Genomic DNA, 17,218 nt, shown 5'->3' with positions numbered 1-17,218 from the left:
TGCACCGCCGCCGGCCGCCCCGATCGCGCCTATTCGTCGAGTGGGCGAAGACCGATGATCGTGTGTGGGGCGGCGTAGATGTAGCGGCCGTCGCCTTTCGCGCTGAACTCGCCCCCACCGGTGAGGGCGTCGGGGTCCGCATGGATCGCGAGGAACGGTATGTCCCAGACGATTTCGCCGGTACGCGGATCGATGGCCCACAGGCCGGTGGTGTCGGCGAGGACGGCGACGTGACCGTCCCAGCCGTGCACCGCGCCGAAGCGCTCGGTGTTCGTACGCCAGAGACGTTGTCCGGTACGGAGATCCAGCCCGGTCGAGGTCAGGGTCGCCGGATCGTGCAGCAGAGCGACGTCACCGAGCACAGCCGTCGCGGTGCCTCGGTTCGCGCCGCTGCCGTAGCGGTCCGGGCCGGTCCGCACGAGGTCTCGGTTGGTCCACCGGATGGTTCCGTCGCGGCGGTCGTACGCGACGTCGGCCAGCAGGACGGGAATCGTCGCGTCCGCGGGCCTGTCGACCGTCAGATCGTGCACGCCCTCGTCCTCGCCGTCGGTCGCGACGAGCGTGCGTCCGGTGCGGTCGAGGATCTCGGCGCCGGTCGGCGAATACCCGGCGCACCCGGTGTGGTCGTGTAGGACGAGGGCGTCGAAAGTCTGGGTGACGTGGGAACATCCGTGCAGTTCCGCGGTCCAGGTCGGATCGCCGCCTCGCGGATCGAAACCGGCGATGTCGGCGCCGAGGGTGAGCACGCCCTGACCGTGCGAGACGTCCAGCGCGTCGGAGGGAAGGTCCTCCCACAACGTGCCCATCTCGAACGCGCGAGTCCAGTAGGCGTCGGGGTCCGCGAGCGTCCCGGCGTGTACCCGCACGTCGTCGGACTCGACATCGCCCTCCGCGAGGTAGACGCGGTCGTCGGTGGCCGCGAGCGCGAAGACGAGCCAGTCGGTGGGCGTGCGGGTGATCGCTCCGCTGGCGACGTCGTAGCCGACCAGGGCCGGTATGTCGGCGGTCGGAGACGTGAAGCAGACGATGTCGCCGTCGACCGGAGTGCCCGCGCATCCGCCGAGCCCGGCCGCGGGCGCCCGCCAGCGCGTCGCGCCCGTCGCGGCGTCGATGCCGTACATCACCGGGTCGCGCACCGTGCCGTCTTCCACCACCCCGACCACGGTCACCACGGTGTCACCCGCGTCGACGAAACCCGTGGTGTCCATGTCGTATTCGGTGCCTGCGACGGGATCGCGGAACTCCGCGGCCGCTCGCCCGTCGATGGCCGCCGCGTCGATCGACCACGCCAAACCCGGTGCGGCGTCGCCGGTTCCGGTGATCTTGCGGGTGCCGTCCTCGGGGTGCAACAGCACCGCGACCGCGCCCGCGCTCGTCACGACGGCGGCTACGGTGGCCAGCACCAGATTGCGGACGCCCGGCGGCCACGCCATCACGGCACCTCCAGTCCGGGAGTCAGCGCGATCGCCTCGAGCTGCGCGACGCTCAGTGGCTCGTGGGGACTGTCCGCGCCGGAAACCACACGCACCGTGGCGCCCGACGGGCGGGTCACGACGACGGTGCGCGTCATCTCCGAGGTCGCCGCGAGAAATATTCGCACTTCACGGCTTTCGACCACTGTTCCGTCCGGGAGTTGCCGTGTGGTGACCCGATCTCCGCTCGACGGCCCGGAATCCAGTGGCGCCGTTCGACCGGCGCCGATCGCGATGCTCAGCCGCGATCGGTGGTCACCGGCGATGACCCGCACCACCTGGCAAACCCCGCCGGAGTCGTCCGCTCCGGGACGCAACGCCCCCAGCGGGCGGTCGAGGGTGAGGCCATCCAGTGGGATCCGCGCAAGCACCGCGTCCAGCCTGCTCGCTTCGGCCTCATCGATAGCGGCGGCATCCTCCGCGGCCAGGCGGCAGTCTTCGGGCGGGTCCGGCGTTCCGGGTGGCACGGGCGCTGCGACCCGTACACCCGGGGCGCTCGCCAAGCCGACGAGTTCGTCGACGGACAACGGCACGGTCCCGGTGGGCCCGAGCTCGTGTGGCGCATCAGTGGCAATGGCCACGACGCCGCTGCCGTCCGGTGTGTAGGCGTGGGCGGTGCGGGACAGGGTGCGCACACCGTCGACCTGTGACCAGGTGTCGTGTGTGTCGACCGTCGTACCGTCGGCGAGCAGGCGACGCTCGTCGAGTTGCCCGGCGACACAGGGCGGTATCGGCGCGGTGGATTGCCGCACCGATACCGACAGCGACCCCGCCAGATCGCCCCGCCGCAGCGTGGCGCGCGCGTCGGTGAAGCCGCCGAACTCCGCGAATTCGGGTGAGTCGCCTGAGTTTGCGACGATCGGCTGGAACCACAGCGACTCGTCGACGGGTTCGAAGCCGATGACCACTCCGTCGGGCAGCGCCTCGTGCAGCGCGGTCGACATCGCCACGGCTTTGGGCCCGGAGAACCATGGATACGCCGGGTTGTCGTAACCGAATTCGCTGCTGACCACGAAGCCCGTCAATCCGCCTTCGCCGGGCGGTTCGACGGCGTCGCAGCCGGGAATGCGCGTCGGATACGTGACCGGCGGCGTGACGACCGACGCCCGCGGCGGTTCGGCCTCGTCCGCCGTGCTGGTCGTGGTCGTCGGCGTCGTCGTCAGGTCGGGATCCGGGTCGTGCAGCAGTCCGCCGACGATCACGCCGCTCGCCACGATCGCCACACAGAGCAGGCCTTGCGTCCACGCGGTGACCGCGCGCGACGGCGTGGCGTCCGCGCTCGTTGTCTCCGGCACCGTTGCTCCCCTCGGATCCCGACCATTAGATCAGCCCGGGGGCCAAGCCGATCAACAGGATTCGCTGCCGCCCTGCCTAACGCAGCGGCAGCACGCTCAGAACGGGGTCGTAGGCCCAGTTCAGCATGCGCTCGGCGTCGTCCTTCGCGATGACGTCGCTGTGCGGTGAGCTGTCCAAGACCACGCCGATCAGCGGTATTCCCGCCCTGACCGTCTCGAACAGCAGGCAGGTTCCCGCGGCGTCGGTCCACCCGGTTTTGATCCCGATGGCGCCGGGATAGTCGCGCAGCAGCCGGTTCGTGGTCCGCCAGAAGTGCTCGCGGTTGCTCGGGCCCTCGGGTACATGATGGCTTTGCGCGCTGACGATTTCGCGGAATGCCGGTTGGCGCATCGCGCGCAGGCCGAGGGCCACCAGGTCCGCCGGTGTGGAGGAGTTGGAGTGATCGGTGGGGATGGGCAGTCCGCTGGGATCGGTGAAATGCGTTCCCGCCAGGCCCATCTGACGCGCGACATCGTTCATCCTGGCGATGAAGCCGTCTTGGCCGGGCCCGTATGCCTCGGCGAGGGCATAGGCGGCGTCGCAGCCCGACGGCAGCATCAGCCCGTAGAGAAGCTGTCGCGCGGTGAGTACCTCGCCGGGGACCAATCCCGCGGTACTGCCGTCGTGCCTGATGCAGTAGGAGATGGCTTCTTGCGGCACGGTGATGGTCCGGTCGAGATCGCCTGCGTCGACCACGACCACTGCCGTCATCACCTTGGTGATGCTGGCAATCGGGACCGGGGTGTCCGGCCGTCGCGACCACAGCGCCGTGCCGGTGAATCCGTCCGCCAGCACCGCCCCCGACGCCTGAACTCCGTCCGGTTCGGAAGTCAGCCAGGGCAATTGGATATGGGGCATGCTTGCGGCGGGGGCGGCCCCGACACCATGACCAGCCGCCACGATCAACGCACTGGCGACGGTAGCCTGCAACAATCGGGCAAATGTTCGCATGGCCCACATTGTGCCGTTCATCCCCGCTGATGAGCGGGATTTCGCCGGCCGTATTTCCGCACGGCACCGGCGACAGCATACGCACGGCTAATCACGCACGCGCTGGCCCTCGGCGCGAAATTCCGGTCGAACGGGGCGACCGCGCGGTCGGGTGCCCGGGGGCCTGCGAAACGCCGCAGCGGCCCGCGGGTGGGACCACACCACACGGGCCGCTGCGCGATACGCCGATCGGGATCGTGACCGGCGCTGACGTTCGGACGATCGACGCTCAGCAGTTGCTCGGCGCCGGCTCACCCTTGATCCGGGCCTCTATCCACGTCATCGCCGCGGGCGCGCCGATCAACGCCGCGGTCAGATGCTCGGGCATCTGCACGCGCTGCATTTCCAACTGCACCCCCGACTCGCACCAACGGCGGTCGGTGTTCACGATGGCACCGATCGGAATCAGCGGGTCGCTCGGCGAATGCCATTCGAACATCGGGATTTCCGGCACGCCGGGGTACAGCTCCAAGCTGTTCTCCTCCACGACCGCCCTGGCGTCGCCGGGCATGTCGAAGATCGAGGGGTTCGAGGCATAGTCCCGCGCACCGGTGTTGGCGCCGATGGCGAGCAGTTCATTGGTGCAGCTGTTGGCCATCGCGTCACGGACCGCGAGGCCACGTTGGTTGAGATGCGCGCTGAGCGGTACCCGGTCCGGGTACTCCCGTTCCAGACCGATCGCCACCGCCATGGCCAGCCCGAAGGCCGGGTGCGGGTCGGGGCCCAATGCCTCCGCCATGGTCATCAAGTTCATCGGCACGCCGCCGATGGCGGCGCCCGCGAGCCTCAGCTCGGGCGCGTACGTCGGTTGCAGCGCCGCCGCCCACGAAGTGGCGATGCCGCCGCCCGAGTAGCCCACCATCCCCACCGGACTGTTCGCCAGACCGAGTTCGGGTAGTCGCTTGGCCGCGCGGATGCCGTCCAAGGTGATCTGGCCACCAAGACGGGCGGCGCCGAGGGCGAACTGCGGACCGAGATGATCCGGCAGTGCGATACTCCAGCCCCGCTGCAACGCGACGTTCAGAATCGGCGTGGTGATACCCAGATTCAGATCGCCGTCGTAGAGCCTGCGCGATACCGCGCAATGGGTGCCGAGTGAGTTGATGAAATGTTGATACGACAGCAGCGGTGCGTCCGGCCGGCTGCCGAGGGGCGTGAGGATCGTCGTGGTCGCGGCGATCGGTGTGCCGCGTGAGTTGGTGGACCGGAACTCGACCTGCCGGACGGTGGCGCCGGGGAAGAGCGGCAGCGGCGGCAATGCCCGCACGTCCAGCACGTCACCGGGTCGGTGCGCCGCCAGGTCCGCCGGGGCGGCGTAGAACGGGTCCGGATCGGGTATCGGATACAGCGGTGCCGCGGTTGCCGTTGTTGCCAGCAGCACACCAAGCGCCATACCGCCGAGGGTGCCGATGACCTGGGTCACACGGTGGCATCTATTGCTGGGTAACAGGGAAAACGGACGAGTCACGACCTCTGACCTCCAAGGGGAGCGCGGATACGTCGACGAGCCACCAGCATTCAAATGCCCTCGTCGGCAAACTCCCAGCGACACGCCGATAGGGGTCCGAGCGCCCCGGAAAATCGTGTTTCGGCCGCGCCGCCTCGGAGGCCGATCCGACGATGCGTGTGGATCGATAGATCACAGCGGGAGCGGCCGGTACGGTCGCCAGCATGAGCAAGTCGGTCGTGGAGCTGTCCCATCCGATCTCGGATGGCATGCTCACCTACCCTGGCCTGCCTCGTCCACGAATCACCCCGGATATTCCGCGCACGCAGTCGCCGCTGATCGACATGGCCTACGAGATCGCCCGCGTGGACATGGTCGGCCACACCGGCACCTACCTCGCCGCGCCCTTCCATTTCCACGCCGACGGCGGCGACATCGCCGAACTGCCGCTGGAACGGCTGTTCAACGTGCCGATCGTGATGATCCGTGCGGCGGGGATCCGCGCGGTGGGACCGAATCTGCTCGGCGACCCCGCCCGGTTGTGGGGCAAGGCGGTGCTCGTGCACACCGGGTGGTCCTCGCGATGGGGTTCGGCTTCGTACCAGGGCCCCGGACATCCGTTCCTGGTCGGCGAGGTCGCCGACGCGCTGGTCGCCGCCAATGTGGCGCTGGTCGGCATCGACTCGCTCGACATCGACGACACGTCCCTGCCGACGCGGCCGTGTCACCACACGCTGCTCGGCGCGGGAATCCCGATCATCGAGCAGATGACGAACCTCGACGCGGTGCCCGACATCGGCGCCGAGCTGGTCGCGCTGCCCGCGCCGGTGCGCGGAACCGGCTCGTTTCCGCTGCGCGCCGTCGCTTGGACCGACTGGTAGCGCCGGTATACGAAAGACGGCCCGCGGTCGAATCGACCACGGGCCGCCGATACTCCGTCGGCCGACCGCGCTCAGCCGGCGGCCGGGGTCTCCTGGTTCGCCGTGCGCACCGGAACGATCGGCAACACGAGCGCGGCGGGGGCACCGGCCGGTACCACCGGCGCGACCGGGGCGACCGGCGAAATCCGCTGGTACCCCTCGCTTTGCGACGGCCTGGTGTCCACCTCGCCCTTGTTCGGCCAGTAGGCGGCGGCCCGCTCGGCCTGCGCGGTGATGGTCAGCGACGGGTTCACGCCGAGGTTGGCGGAGACCGCCGCGCCGTCCACCACGCTCAGCGTCGGGTAGCCGAAGACGCGGTGGTAGCCGTCGATGACGCCGTGCTCCGGGTCGGCGCCGATGGTGGCGCCGCCGAGGAAGTGCGCGGTGAGCGGGACGTTGAAGATCTCGCCCCAGCTGCCGCCCGCGATGCCGCCGATCTCGTCGGCCACCTTGCGCGTGACCTCGTTGCCGACCGGGATCCACGTCGGATTCGGTTGGCCGTGGCCCTGTTTCGAGGTGAGCTTGCGCCCGAACACGCCGCGCTTGGTGTAGGTGGTGATCGAGTTGTCCAGGTGCTGCATCACCAGCGAGATGATGGTGCGCTCGCTCCAGTTCCTGGTGCTCAGGAACTGGAACAGGTGCAGCGGATGGCGCAGCACGAGCAGCAGGAACCGCAGCCAGCGCGGAATGCGGCCGCCGCCGTCCACCATCAGCGTCTGCAGCAGGCCCATCGAGTTGGAGCCCTTGCCGTAGCGGACGGGTTCGATGTGGGTGTCCGGCGTCGGGTGGATCGAGGACGTGATCGCCACGCCCTTGGTGAAGTCGACGCCGGGGGTGACCTTCCTGGTCGCCGCGCCGACGATCGACTCGGAATTGGTGCGGGTCAGCACGCCGAGCCGTTCGGAGAGGCCGGGCAGCACGCCCTTGTCGCGCATGTCGAACAGCAGCTTCTGGGTGCCGCGGGTGCCCGCGGCGAGCACCACGTGCGCGGCCGTGTAGGTCTTGGGCTGCTTGCGGACCAGCTTGCCGGTGCGCTTGGTCTCCACATCCCAGGTGCCGTCGGGCAGCGGCCGCAGCGCGGTGACCGTGGTCATCGGGACGACCTCGGCGCCGGCCTGCTCGGCCAGGTACAGGTAGTTCTTGACGAGAGTGTTCTTGGCGCCGAACTTGCAGCCGACCATGCAGTCGCCGCATTCCACGCAGCCGGTGCGCTCAGGGCCGACACCGCCGAAGTACGGATCGGCCACGGTCTTGCCCGGTTCACCGAAGAACACGCCGACCGGGGTTTGCACGAAGGTGTCGCCGACGCCCATGTCCTCGGCGACCTTCTTGAAGACCTCGTCGGCGGGTGTCATGTGCGGATTGCGCACCACGCCGAGCATCTTCTGGGCCTGCTCGTAGTAGGGCGTCAGTTCCGAGCGCCAGTCCGTCATGTCGCGCCACTGCGGGTCCTGGAAGAACGGCTCCGGCGGCACGTAGAGGGTGTTGGCGTAGTTCAGCGAACCGCCGCCGACACCGGCGCCGCCGAGGATCAGCACGTCGCGCAACAAGTGGATGCGCTGAATGCCGTAGCAGCCGAGCGCGGGCGCCCACAGGAACTTGCGCAGGTCCCAGCTGGTCTTGGGGAGTTCGTCGTCGGCGAAGCGCTGACCCGCCTCGAGCACGCCGACCTTGTACCCCTTCTCCACCAGGCGCAGCGCGGTCACGCTGCCGCCGAAACCGGAACCGACGATGAGCACATCGAAGTCGGTTGCTCGCTGGGACATGCGCGGAACTCCTCGAACGGTCGGCAGTGACCCGCGTTACGCTAATGCGGACAGTAGGAGCTGTCAACGAGGAGTCGACCGGGGTATCTATGCTGAGTCGCGTGTCCCGATACAGCCGTCTTCAGCTGGCCGATCTCAGCGGTGTACCGGCGCGCACCATCCGCTACTACCACTCGCTCGGTGTGCTGCCGAAACCCGGCCGCGCGGGCAAGGAGGCCGTCTACACCGACGAGCATCTGGATCGGTTGCGCGACATCTCCGGTATGCAGGCGCGCGGACTGCGCCTGGAGGCGATCCGGGAGGTGTTCGACGCCGAAGCCCAGCGCGGCGCCACCGCGGACTGGCGCTCGGTGCTCGATCCGCGGTATCCGGGTGCGGCGGATCAGTCGGTGGTGATCGACGACGACGAGTTGTCGTCCCTGCTCGGCGATCGCCGCGCCGACATCCTCGACGAACTCGTCGCCGCCCAATACGTCGAGCGATGCGGGGAAGGCTGGCGCATTCCCGATCAGCCGATGCTCAAGGGCGCGCTGATCCTCTACGACGTCGGCACCGACATCACCTTGAGCGGCGCGCTGCGCAAACTCATCCGCGCCAGGATCGCCGATCTCGCCGACGAGATGGTGCGCACGTTCCGCGACGCGGCCGCGACGAGTTATGGCGGTGAGGGCATCGGCACGGACCTGAGCCGGTTCCGCGAACGTTTCCGCGCCGCCGCGTGGGAGGTCGGCGGCGCGACCTTGGCCGACGAGATCGAGCGCGCGGTCCGCGAACTGGACGGCTGACGGATCCGCGAGCGGTGTTCACTAAAGTGACACCCATGACGACGCCGCGCGCGCGGGCACGAGCCCAGACGATGGAGGACATCAAGCGGATCGGCCGCGAGCATCTCGCCACGCACGGGGCCGCGGCGCTGTCGCTGCGCGCGGTGGCCCGCGATCTCGGAGTGGTCTCCTCGGCGGTGTACCGGTATGTGCGCAGCCGCGACGAGTTGCTGACCCTGCTCGTGGTGGACGGCTACAACGCCCTCGGCGACGCCGTGGACGACGCCCTCACCGCCGCGCCCGCCGATCCCGCCGAGCGGCTGCGGGTGGCGGGCCGCGCGGTGCGCGCCTGGGCGCTGGCCGAACCCGCTTGGTACGGACTGCTTTTCGGCTCGCCGGTCCCGGGGTACGAGGCGCCCGCCGAGCAGACCGTCGATCCCGGTGTGCGGGTGATCGCCACGCTGATGAGGATCTTCGCCGACGCGCACGGGGCGGGCCGCTTGCGGGAGCCGACCCGCCCGGTCCGCGTGTCGACCGCGTTGGCGGGCAGCTTCGCCGGTGTCCGCGACGAATTCGACCTGGACGTGCCGGACTGGCTTGTGGTGCGTGGCGTCGGGGTCTGGAGCGCGCTGTTCGGCGCGGTGAGCTTCGACGTGTTCGACATGTACGGCCGCGACACCTTCGCCGACCGCACCGAGCTGTTCGAGCTCGTCCTGGACAACCTGCTGGACCTGCTGGGCTTCCCCGCCTGACCGCCGGACAAACCTCTCTCGCCCCATTGTGTGGGACCGCCGGTCCCATATATTCTGGATCACAACACGCGAGGAGCGTGCGCGGTGCCGGCGCCCAGCGTCGGCCTGAGCGAGGAGGCATCGATGACGCTGTCCGAATCGGTTCGCACCGGACTGTTCGATCGGGAGTACTGGGAGACGCTGGACACCCTGTCCGAGGGTTCGGTGCACCGGAAATTCGACCCCTACCTGGACATCGACTGGGACGGACCGGAATTCGCGATCGACAAGGACGATCCACGATGGATCCTGTCCCCGGAGTTCGATCCGCTCGGCGCGACCGACTGGTACCGAAACCTGCCGCCGCAGCGGCAGATCGAGATCGGCCGATGGCGCACCGCGAACGTGATCAAGGTGGGCGCGGCCTTCGAGAGCGTGCTGATCCGCGGAATGATGCAGTACATCATGAAGCTGCCCAACGGCTCTCCGGAGTTCCGTTACTGCCTGCACGAGATGACCGAAGAGTGCAACCACATCCAGATGTTCCAGGAGCTGGTCAACCGGATCGGCGTGGATGTGCCCGGTATGCGGCCGATCTTCCGCGCGCTCTCTCCGCTGATCGGCGTGGCGGGCGGCTACGCGCACGTCATCCTGTTCATCGGCATCCTCGGCGGCGAGGAACCGATCGACCACTACCAGAAGGCGATCATCCGCGACGGCGGCAACATTCCGCCCGCCGTGCTGCGCACCATGGAGATCCACATCGCCGAGGAAGCGCGGCACATCTCCTTCGCCAACGAGTTCCTGAAGGCGCACATCGAACGCATGAGCCCGGCGGGTAAAGCCGTCTGCGCCTTGGCCTTTCCGCTGGCGATGCGCTGGCTGGCCGGGGAGATCATGGTGCCGCCGCGCTCGTTCGCCAAGGACTTCGACATCCCGCGCGAGGTGTTCCGCGACGCGTTCTGGCGTGCTCCGCAGTCGCGCCGGATCCTGTCCGGCTACTTCGGCGACATCCGCAAACTCGCGGGCGAACTCGGTCTGATGAACCCGGTCACCAAGCGGGTGTGGTCGATGCTGCACATCGACGGCGACGCCGCGCGCTACCGCAGCGAACCCGAACGCCGCATCGCCTGAGGCATTTCGCGGCCCGTCAGGACTCGACGCTCGCCAACCGGGCGAGCGCGGCGAGCAGCGGTTCGTCGGGGTCCAACGCGAGACGGTGCGCCCGCGCGACTCCGTCCAGCACGCTCCACGCGTAACCGGCCAGCTCGGTGACGAGTTCGTCGCGGCTCATCGAGCGTTCCGGAGCGCGCGCCCAGCGCGTCACGGTGGCCTCCGTCATGGACACGATGGCGAAGGTCATCGTGTCCGCGGCCGCCTCGTCCACCACGCCGACCACCCCGGCCAGGCCGGAGACCAGCTGGCGGGTGCGTGCCGCGATCCGGTCCTTAAGGCTGCTCACACCGTCCACGTCGTCGGGGTCGCCGAGCGCGGGACCGCGGCGCAGGAAGTCGTAGAGACGCGCGTGCTGGTCGATCCAGTCCACGACCGCGGCGATGGTGCGGCGCAGGATGACGTGGATGGAACCGTCGGAGATGTCGAGCGCGGCGTCGATGTCGTCGGTGAATTGATCACCGATCGCGGTCCTGGTGCGTCGGTCGAGGTCCTCGCGACCCGAGAACTGGCGGTACACCACCGATTTCGACAATCCGGAGCGCTCGGTGATCCGCTGCATGGAGACCTCGACGCCCATCGGCGTCTCCTCGATCAACTCGATCAGGGCCGTCACGATGCGTTCGCGCCGCCGAGTGTTGTGCGGCTGCCAGCGCGCCTGCCTGCCACCGGTCGGCTGCGGGGCGGGTGACGAGGACATCGACACGGCTCGAGTTTAGAGCACCGGTGAGAGCGCGGGTGGCATTGCGGATCTCGACGCGGTGGGGGTGGGGATGGCCATGACCGCCGGACCCGCAGGGTGGTGTCGCGAGGGCACCGAGCCCGGCGGTCATGACGTGCCGACCCTAACCGAGTCCTTCGCGGTTCTCTGGAGAATCGCGGTCGGCGCGGTGTGTCACCGGAAGCCGACGCGGAATCCGGCCACGAGGCAAAAGTATGCGGTTCACATTTACGCAGGTCGGACAGTACGCAACGACACGGCAACAAGGTGCCCGAAACTGCACTCTTGCGTAATTGCCCGGCGTATGCTCGCCGTCGTTCGATCGTGGGGATCCGCAGCGGAGACACGAGCTACGGACCGGAATCTGACGCGCGAGGAGGATGTGGTGACTGCCGTAGCTCCCAGGCCGGAGTCGGAACTCGAGGCCGTCCGGCCGTACCCGGGACGGGTGGGGCCGAAGGGGTCGTTCGTCTTGAAGTTGGTCACCACGACCGACCCGAAGGTGCTCGGCCAGATGTACTTGGTCACCTCCATGTCGTTCTTCATGATCGGCGGCCTGATGGCGCTGCTCATGCGCGGTGAACTGGCCAGGCCCGGCATGCAGTTCCTGTCCACCGAGCAGTTCAATCAGCTGTTCACCATGCACGGCACGATCATGCTGCTGTTCTACGCGACCGCCGTGGTGTTCGCGTTCGCCAACCTGATCCTGCCGCTGCAGATCGGCGCACCCGACGTGGCCTTCCCGCGCCTCAATGCCTTCAGCTACTGGCTGTACCTGTTCGGTGCGACCATGGCGACCGCGGGTTTCGTGACTCCGGGCGGTGCGGCCGACTTCGGCTGGACCGCCTACCAACCGCTCAGCGACATGATGCACTCGCCGGGAGTCGGCGGTGACATGTGGATCCTCGGTCTGGCGGTCTCGGGTCTGGGCACCATCCTCGGCGCGGTCAACATGATCACCACCGTGGTCTGCCTGCGCGCGCCCGGCATGACCATGTTCCGGATGCCGATCTTCACCTGGAACATCGTCGTCACCAGTGTGCTGATCCTGCTCGCCTTCCCGATCCTCACCGCCGCGCTGTTCGCGATCGCCTACGACCGCCACCTCGGCGGGCACATCTACGACCCGGCCACCGGCGGGGTGATCCTCTACCAGCATCTGTTCTGGTTCTTCGGCCATCCCGAGGTGTACATCATCGCGCTGCCGTTCTTCGGCATCGTCTCGGAGATCTTCCCGGTGTTCAGCCGCAAGCCGATCTTCGGTTACACCACGCTGGTCTACGCGACGCTCGGCATCGCCGCGCTGTCCGTCGCGGTGTGGGCGCATCACATGTTCGCCACCGGCGCGGTGCTGCTGCCGTTCTTCTCGTTCATGACCTTCCTCATCGCGGTGCCCACCGGCGTGAAGTTCTTCAACTGGATCGGCACCATGTGGCGCGGTCAGCTGACCTTCGAGACGCCGATGCTGTTCTCGATCGGCTTCATCGTCACGTTCCTGTTCGGCGGCCTGTCCGGCGTGATCCTGGCCAGCCCGCCGCTGGACTTCCACGTGTCCGACTCGTACTTCGTTGTCGCGCATTTCCACTACGTGCTCTTCGGCACCATCGCCTTCGCGACGTACGCGGGCATCTACTTCTGGTTCCCCAAGATGACCGGCCGGATGCTCGACGAACGGCTCGGCAAGTGGCACTTCTGGACCACGTTCGTCGGCTTCCACATGACCTTCCTGGTGCAGCACTGGCTCGGTAACGAGGGCTTCCCGCGTCGTTACGCCGACTACCTGCCCTCGGACGGATTCACCGGCCTGAACACGGTTTCCACCATCGGCTCGTTCATCCTGGGCGCCTCGGTGCTGCCGTTCGTCTGGAACGTCTTCAAGAGCGCACGGTACGGCGAACCCGTCACGGTGGACGATCCCTGGGGCTACGGCAATTCGCTGGAGTGGGCGACCACCTGCCCGCCGCCGCGGCACAACTTCTACGAGCTGCCGCGCATCCGTTCCGAGCGTCCCGCGTTCGAGCTGCACTACCCGCACATGATCGATCGCATGCGCGCCGAGGCGCACGTGGGCTGGGGTGCGCCGCGGCACGGTGAAGCCGTCATGGAACCGGTCGCGGGCGCGCCCGAAAAGAAGGCATAGCGACTTCGGTGCCCGCGACCGTCGCCGAGCGGTCAGGCGGAGGCGAACAGCGGCGCGACGAAATGCTCCAGCATGGCGCGTTCGTCCGCGTCGTCGACGCCGGGGACCGTGATCAGCGAGACGATCAGCCGGGTCAGCCACCGCGCCAGCCGCGCCCGGTCGCCGCCGATCGACTCCGGCAGGAAGGCGGCCGCGAGCGCCTCGATCACTTGCGAGGACTGACCGATCTCCACGGCGAGACCCGCGTCGGCGGGCCGGAACCAGGCGATCAGCAGCGGCTCCGCGCGGACCGCGCGCACCGCGGTGAGCATGGCGGTCACGATCCGCTCGCCCGGATCGGCGATCCCGTCGACCTCCGCGACCACCGCCGCACCGACGCGTCGCGCCTCCCGGTGCACGAAGGCGAGCCGCACCGCGTGCCGGTTCTCGAAGTAGCGGTAGACCGTCGCGCGCGAACATCCCGCCGCCTTGGCGATATCCGCCATCTGGGTCTCGGCCACACCCCGTTCGGCGAACAGGCGCGCGGCCGCGTCCAGGATCCGTTGCGCGGCCAGTTCGGTGCGCTGCTCGGCCAGCCAGTCGGTGTTCATGCGCTCGCCACGAACGGGACGTGCACCGGCCAGCGCACGTAGTTGCCCTCCGCGTAGCGGACGCCATCCATGTCGACGGTGAAGTCCGGACAGCGGGCGAGCAACTCTTGCAACGCGATGGTGGCCTGCATGCGGGCGGCCGCCGCGCCGAGACAGTGGTGGTTGCCGTGGCCGAAGGTGAGGATGGTCTTCGGCCTGCGGGTGACGTCCAATTCCGCGGCGTCCGGGCCGAATTCGCGTTCGTCGCGGTTGGCCGAGGCGTAGAGCATCAGCGCCCGCCTGCCCGCCGGAATGGTGACGCCCTCGATCTCCACGTCCCTGGTCACGGTGCGGGCCATGTTCTGCACCGGCGAGGTCAGCCGCAGGAACTCGGTGACCGAGTCCGGGATCAGGCTCGGATCGTCGACGAGCCGCTTGCGCTGGTCGGGGTAGGTGGTCAGCAATTGGACCGCGCCGCCGAGATTTCCGGTGGTGGTGTCGTTGCCGCCGGTGATCATGGTGAAGGCGAAGCCGATGATCTGCAGGATGCCGGGGATGTCGTCGGGTTCGCCGAGGCCGGAGGCCACCAGGTGGGTGATGGTGTCGTCGGCCGGTTCGAGGCGGCGGCGTTCGATCATCGCGGTGAAGTACTGCGTGAGTTCGCCGACGGCGGCCTGCGCCGAGTAGACGTTGCCGGTGGCCGAGGCGGCGACGATGCTGTCGGTCCATTCGTCGAACTTCGGCCGATCCGCGGCGGGCACGCCCAGATAGTGCGCGACCACCATGGTGGGCAGCGGCTTGAACAGCTCGACGGAGATGTCGCCGCCACCGGCTTCGCGCAGCCGCTCGATGCGCTCGACGACGAATTCCCTTACGGCGGGACGGATCTCCTCGACCTGCCGGGGAGTGAAGCCCTTGGCCACCCGGCGACGGAAGATCGTGTGGTCGGGGGCGTCGGTGAACACGAACGGCTTGTTCTCGCCGAGGCCGATCTTCTCCAGATCGTGGTAGTCGACCGTGATGCCCGAGGCCGAGGAGAAGGTCTCGGCGTCGCGCACCGCGTCGTAGACGTCGGTGAAACGGGACAGCACGTAGTAGTCCTCGTCGGGGCGGTCCGCCGGAATCACGTGGTGGACCGGATCGTGATCGCGCAGCTCGGCGTACATCGGCCACGGATCGCGCCAAGTGTCGCCGGACCGCAATTGGAACACGCCGTTGTGTGACAAACCTGCTTGCATATATCGACGGTAAGACAAACTATGTTCTTTGTCTAGAACGCGTTTCAACTCGATTCTCGGGTTCCTCACCGCCGCGAAGGGGGATCGGCAACATCCATTTGTCAACACAAACCACCTGTACCAACTGTTATCGTCGTAGATCGCACGCTCTTCGCAATCGAGTGGCAAAGCGGCCCGTCCGCTGGCCCGACCCGTTCCACGGAGGTTTCGATGAGCACAGCCGATCTGATCTTCACCGGCGGCACGATCCTCGCGTTGGATCCCGAGCGCGAGGGTGCGCGCGCGGTCGCGGTGTCCGACGGGCGTATCGCCGCGGTCGGCGGAGACGACGTGCTGGCCATGCGCGGACCCGGCACCGAGATGATCGACCTGGGAGATCGCTGCCTGATGCCGGGCTTCGTGGAGGCGCACACCCATCCGACCCAGGATCAGATGCTGTACTCCGACATCGTGATCGACATTCGCCCGGTCACCACCTGTCCGAGCGCCGAGGACGCGCACGCCGAGATTCTGCGCGCGGTCGCCGCGGCTCCCGCGGGCCGTCCATTGATCTTCTACGGCTTGGATGTGCTGTTGCAGACCGGTTTTCCGGAGCCGACCAGGGCGTGGCTGGACGAACTCGGACCCGACCGGCCGATCGTGATCTGGCAGAACTCCGGACACCTCGCGTGGGCGAACGGGGCGGCCATGCGATTCGCCGGTCTTTCCGATGACCTGCCGGATCCGGCAGGCGGGCACTACGACAGGGACGACTACGGCAGGCTCACCGGCAAGGTCTACGAAGCCCCCGCCGTGCTCTCGCTCATCGGACCCATGCTCGCCGAGCAACTCGCGGGCCCGGAACTGCTGGCCCGCGAACACGCCGACCTCGCGAGCCGCGGTGTCACGTTGTGCAGCGATATGGCCTTCGCCCAGCAGATGCGTCCGCTGACCAGCGCGCTCTATCAGCAGCAGCGAGCCAAGGTGCGGATGCGGGTCTACGAGATGGCCGATCCGGGCGGGGAGTCGTACTGCCCGCTGGAGAACGGCGACGACCTGTTCCGCCAGATCGGCATCAAGATCTGGGTCGACGGATCACCGTGGGTCGGCAACATCGACACCTCGTTCCCGTATCTGAACACCCCCGCCACGGCCGTACTCGGGCTCGGGCACGACCACCGCGGCCACGCCAACTACACCGCGGACCAACTGCACCAGATCGTCGGCGCGTACTACCCGATGGGCTGGCAGATCGCCTGTCACGTGCACGGCGATCACGGCGTCGACACGATCCTCGACGTCTACGAGAACGCGCTGGCCCGGTATCCGCGCCGGGATCACCGGCTGCGCTTGGAGCACTGCGGCGCGATGACGCCCGAGCAATTCCGGCGTGCCGCGCGACTCGGCATCACGTGCAGTCTGTTCGTCGATCACGTCTACTACTGGGGTGACGTGCTCGTCGACGACCTGTTCGGCCCCGAGCGCGGCGCGAACTGGGTGCGCACCCGATCGGCACTCGACGCGGGTATGCGCGTGTCGTTCCACAACGACTGCCCGGTCACCGAGGAGGAACCGCTGCGCAACATGGCGGCGGCGGTGACGCGAACCTCGCGCAGCGGACGCGTACTCGCACCGGCGGAAAGGATCACCGTCGACCAGGCGCTGCGCGCCCAGACCATCGACGCGGCGTATCAGCTGTTCGCCGACGACATCACCGGTTCCCTCACCCCCGGCAAGTACGCGGATCTGGTCGTTTTGGATCAGGATCCCCGGTGGGTACCCCCGGAGGAACTGGCCGACATCGAGGTGCGCGCCACGTACCTGGCGGGGGAGCCGACCTACCAAGCCTGAGCATTTGTGACAAGTCACAAACACATTGGAAGTATTCACAATCCGCGATCGACCCGGCCCACCGCGCACACGAATCCCGTTACGTTTGATCGCTGTGCAATTCCGGCCGGAAGGAACCATTC

14 protein-coding genes are annotated in these 17,218 nt (G+C 68.0%); 6 read left to right on the top strand and 8 right to left on the bottom strand.

Features of this window, described 5'->3' with window-relative positions; genetic code table 11:
- Positions 1-29: 29 nt before the first annotated feature.
- The 4 genes from T333_RS27265 to T333_RS27250 all read right to left on the bottom strand — a co-directional run bounded on the left by T333_RS27265 (position 30) and on the right by T333_RS27250 (position 5,190).
- Positions 30-1,433: an outer membrane protein assembly factor BamB family protein gene (locus T333_RS27265; protein ID WP_357246925.1), complete on the bottom strand. Its 1,404-nt coding sequence runs from the start codon at positions 1,431-1,433 to the stop codon at positions 30-32.
- Positions 1,433-2,767 carry a hypothetical protein gene (locus tag T333_RS27260; RefSeq protein WP_496426285.1) on the bottom strand — a complete coding sequence of 445 codons (1,335 nt, stop codon included), beginning with the start codon at positions 2,765-2,767 and terminating at the stop codon, positions 1,433-1,435. Before T333_RS27260 ends, T333_RS27265 begins: the two co-directional genes overlap by 1 nt.
- A gap of 76 nt (positions 2,768-2,843) precedes the next feature.
- Positions 2,844-3,758, bottom strand: coding sequence for a D-alanyl-D-alanine carboxypeptidase family protein (locus T333_RS27255; RefSeq protein ID WP_496426284.1), 915 nt, complete (start codon positions 3,756-3,758; stop codon positions 2,844-2,846).
- A 268-nt stretch (positions 3,759-4,026) separates the two neighbouring features.
- The gene (locus T333_RS27250; RefSeq protein ID WP_357247925.1) at positions 4,027-5,190 is read right to left on the bottom strand and encodes a lipase family protein; all 1,164 of its coding nucleotides are present in this window, start codon (positions 5,188-5,190) and stop codon (positions 4,027-4,029) included.
- A 278-nt stretch (positions 5,191-5,468) separates the two neighbouring features.
- Between T333_RS27250 and T333_RS27245 the strand changes: the two genes are divergently transcribed.
- Positions 5,469-6,125 (top strand): cyclase family protein, encoded by a 657-nt coding sequence (locus T333_RS27245; RefSeq protein ID WP_357246934.1) that lies wholly within the window; start codon positions 5,469-5,471, stop codon positions 6,123-6,125.
- Between the two features lie 71 nt (positions 6,126-6,196).
- Here T333_RS27245 and T333_RS27240 read toward each other — a convergent pair whose 3' ends face one another.
- On the bottom strand, positions 6,197-7,930 hold the full coding sequence (locus tag T333_RS27240; protein WP_496426283.1) for a GMC oxidoreductase: 1,734 nt from the start codon (positions 7,928-7,930) through the stop codon (positions 6,197-6,199).
- 101 nt (positions 7,931-8,031) lie between these two features.
- Between T333_RS27240 and T333_RS27235 the strand changes: the two genes are divergently transcribed.
- From T333_RS27235 to T333_RS27225, 3 genes are all read left to right on the top strand, one after another.
- A complete protein-coding gene (locus T333_RS27235) occupies positions 8,032-8,715 on the top strand; it encodes a MerR family transcriptional regulator (RefSeq protein WP_355003484.1) in 684 nt (227 codons plus the stop codon).
- 35 nt (positions 8,716-8,750) lie between these two features.
- Positions 8,751-9,446, top strand: a complete 696-nt coding sequence (locus T333_RS27230; RefSeq protein WP_496426282.1) for a TetR/AcrR family transcriptional regulator — start codon at positions 8,751-8,753, stop codon at positions 9,444-9,446.
- A gap of 123 nt (positions 9,447-9,569) precedes the next feature.
- A complete protein-coding gene (locus T333_RS27225) occupies positions 9,570-10,559 on the top strand; it encodes an AurF N-oxygenase family protein (RefSeq protein WP_355003482.1) in 990 nt (329 codons plus the stop codon).
- Positions 10,560-10,575: 16 nt separating this feature from the next.
- On the opposite strand, the gene T333_RS27220 is transcribed toward T333_RS27225, so the two are convergent.
- Positions 10,576-11,298, bottom strand: coding sequence for a TetR/AcrR family transcriptional regulator (locus tag T333_RS27220; RefSeq protein ID WP_496426404.1), 723 nt, complete (start codon positions 11,296-11,298; stop codon positions 10,576-10,578).
- Between the two features lie 406 nt (positions 11,299-11,704).
- Between T333_RS27220 and ctaD the strand changes: the two genes are divergently transcribed.
- A complete protein-coding gene (gene ctaD, locus T333_RS27215) occupies positions 11,705-13,459 on the top strand; it encodes an aa3-type cytochrome oxidase subunit I (protein WP_355003481.1) in 1,755 nt (584 codons plus the stop codon).
- 32 nt (positions 13,460-13,491) lie between these two features.
- Here the strand turns inward: ctaD and T333_RS27210 are convergent, their stop codons facing one another.
- Complete coding sequence (locus T333_RS27210; protein ID WP_496426281.1) at positions 13,492-14,049, bottom strand: TetR/AcrR family transcriptional regulator; 558 nt, start codon at positions 14,047-14,049, stop codon at positions 13,492-13,494.
- A complete protein-coding gene (locus T333_RS27205) occupies positions 14,046-15,266 on the bottom strand; it encodes a cytochrome P450 (RefSeq protein ID WP_355003479.1) in 1,221 nt (406 codons plus the stop codon). Before T333_RS27205 ends, T333_RS27210 begins: the two co-directional genes overlap by 4 nt.
- Positions 15,267-15,476: 210 nt before the next feature.
- Here T333_RS27205 and T333_RS27200 point away from each other — a divergent pair, with 210 nt between their 5' ends.
- Positions 15,477-17,096, top strand: a complete 1,620-nt coding sequence (locus T333_RS27200; RefSeq protein ID WP_496426280.1) for an amidohydrolase — start codon at positions 15,477-15,479, stop codon at positions 17,094-17,096.
- Positions 17,097-17,218 lie beyond the last annotated feature (122 nt).

It is taken from the genome of Nocardia sp. CNS-044, from assembly GCF_059570515.1.
This window is presented reverse-complemented; position numbering and strand designations above follow the sequence as displayed.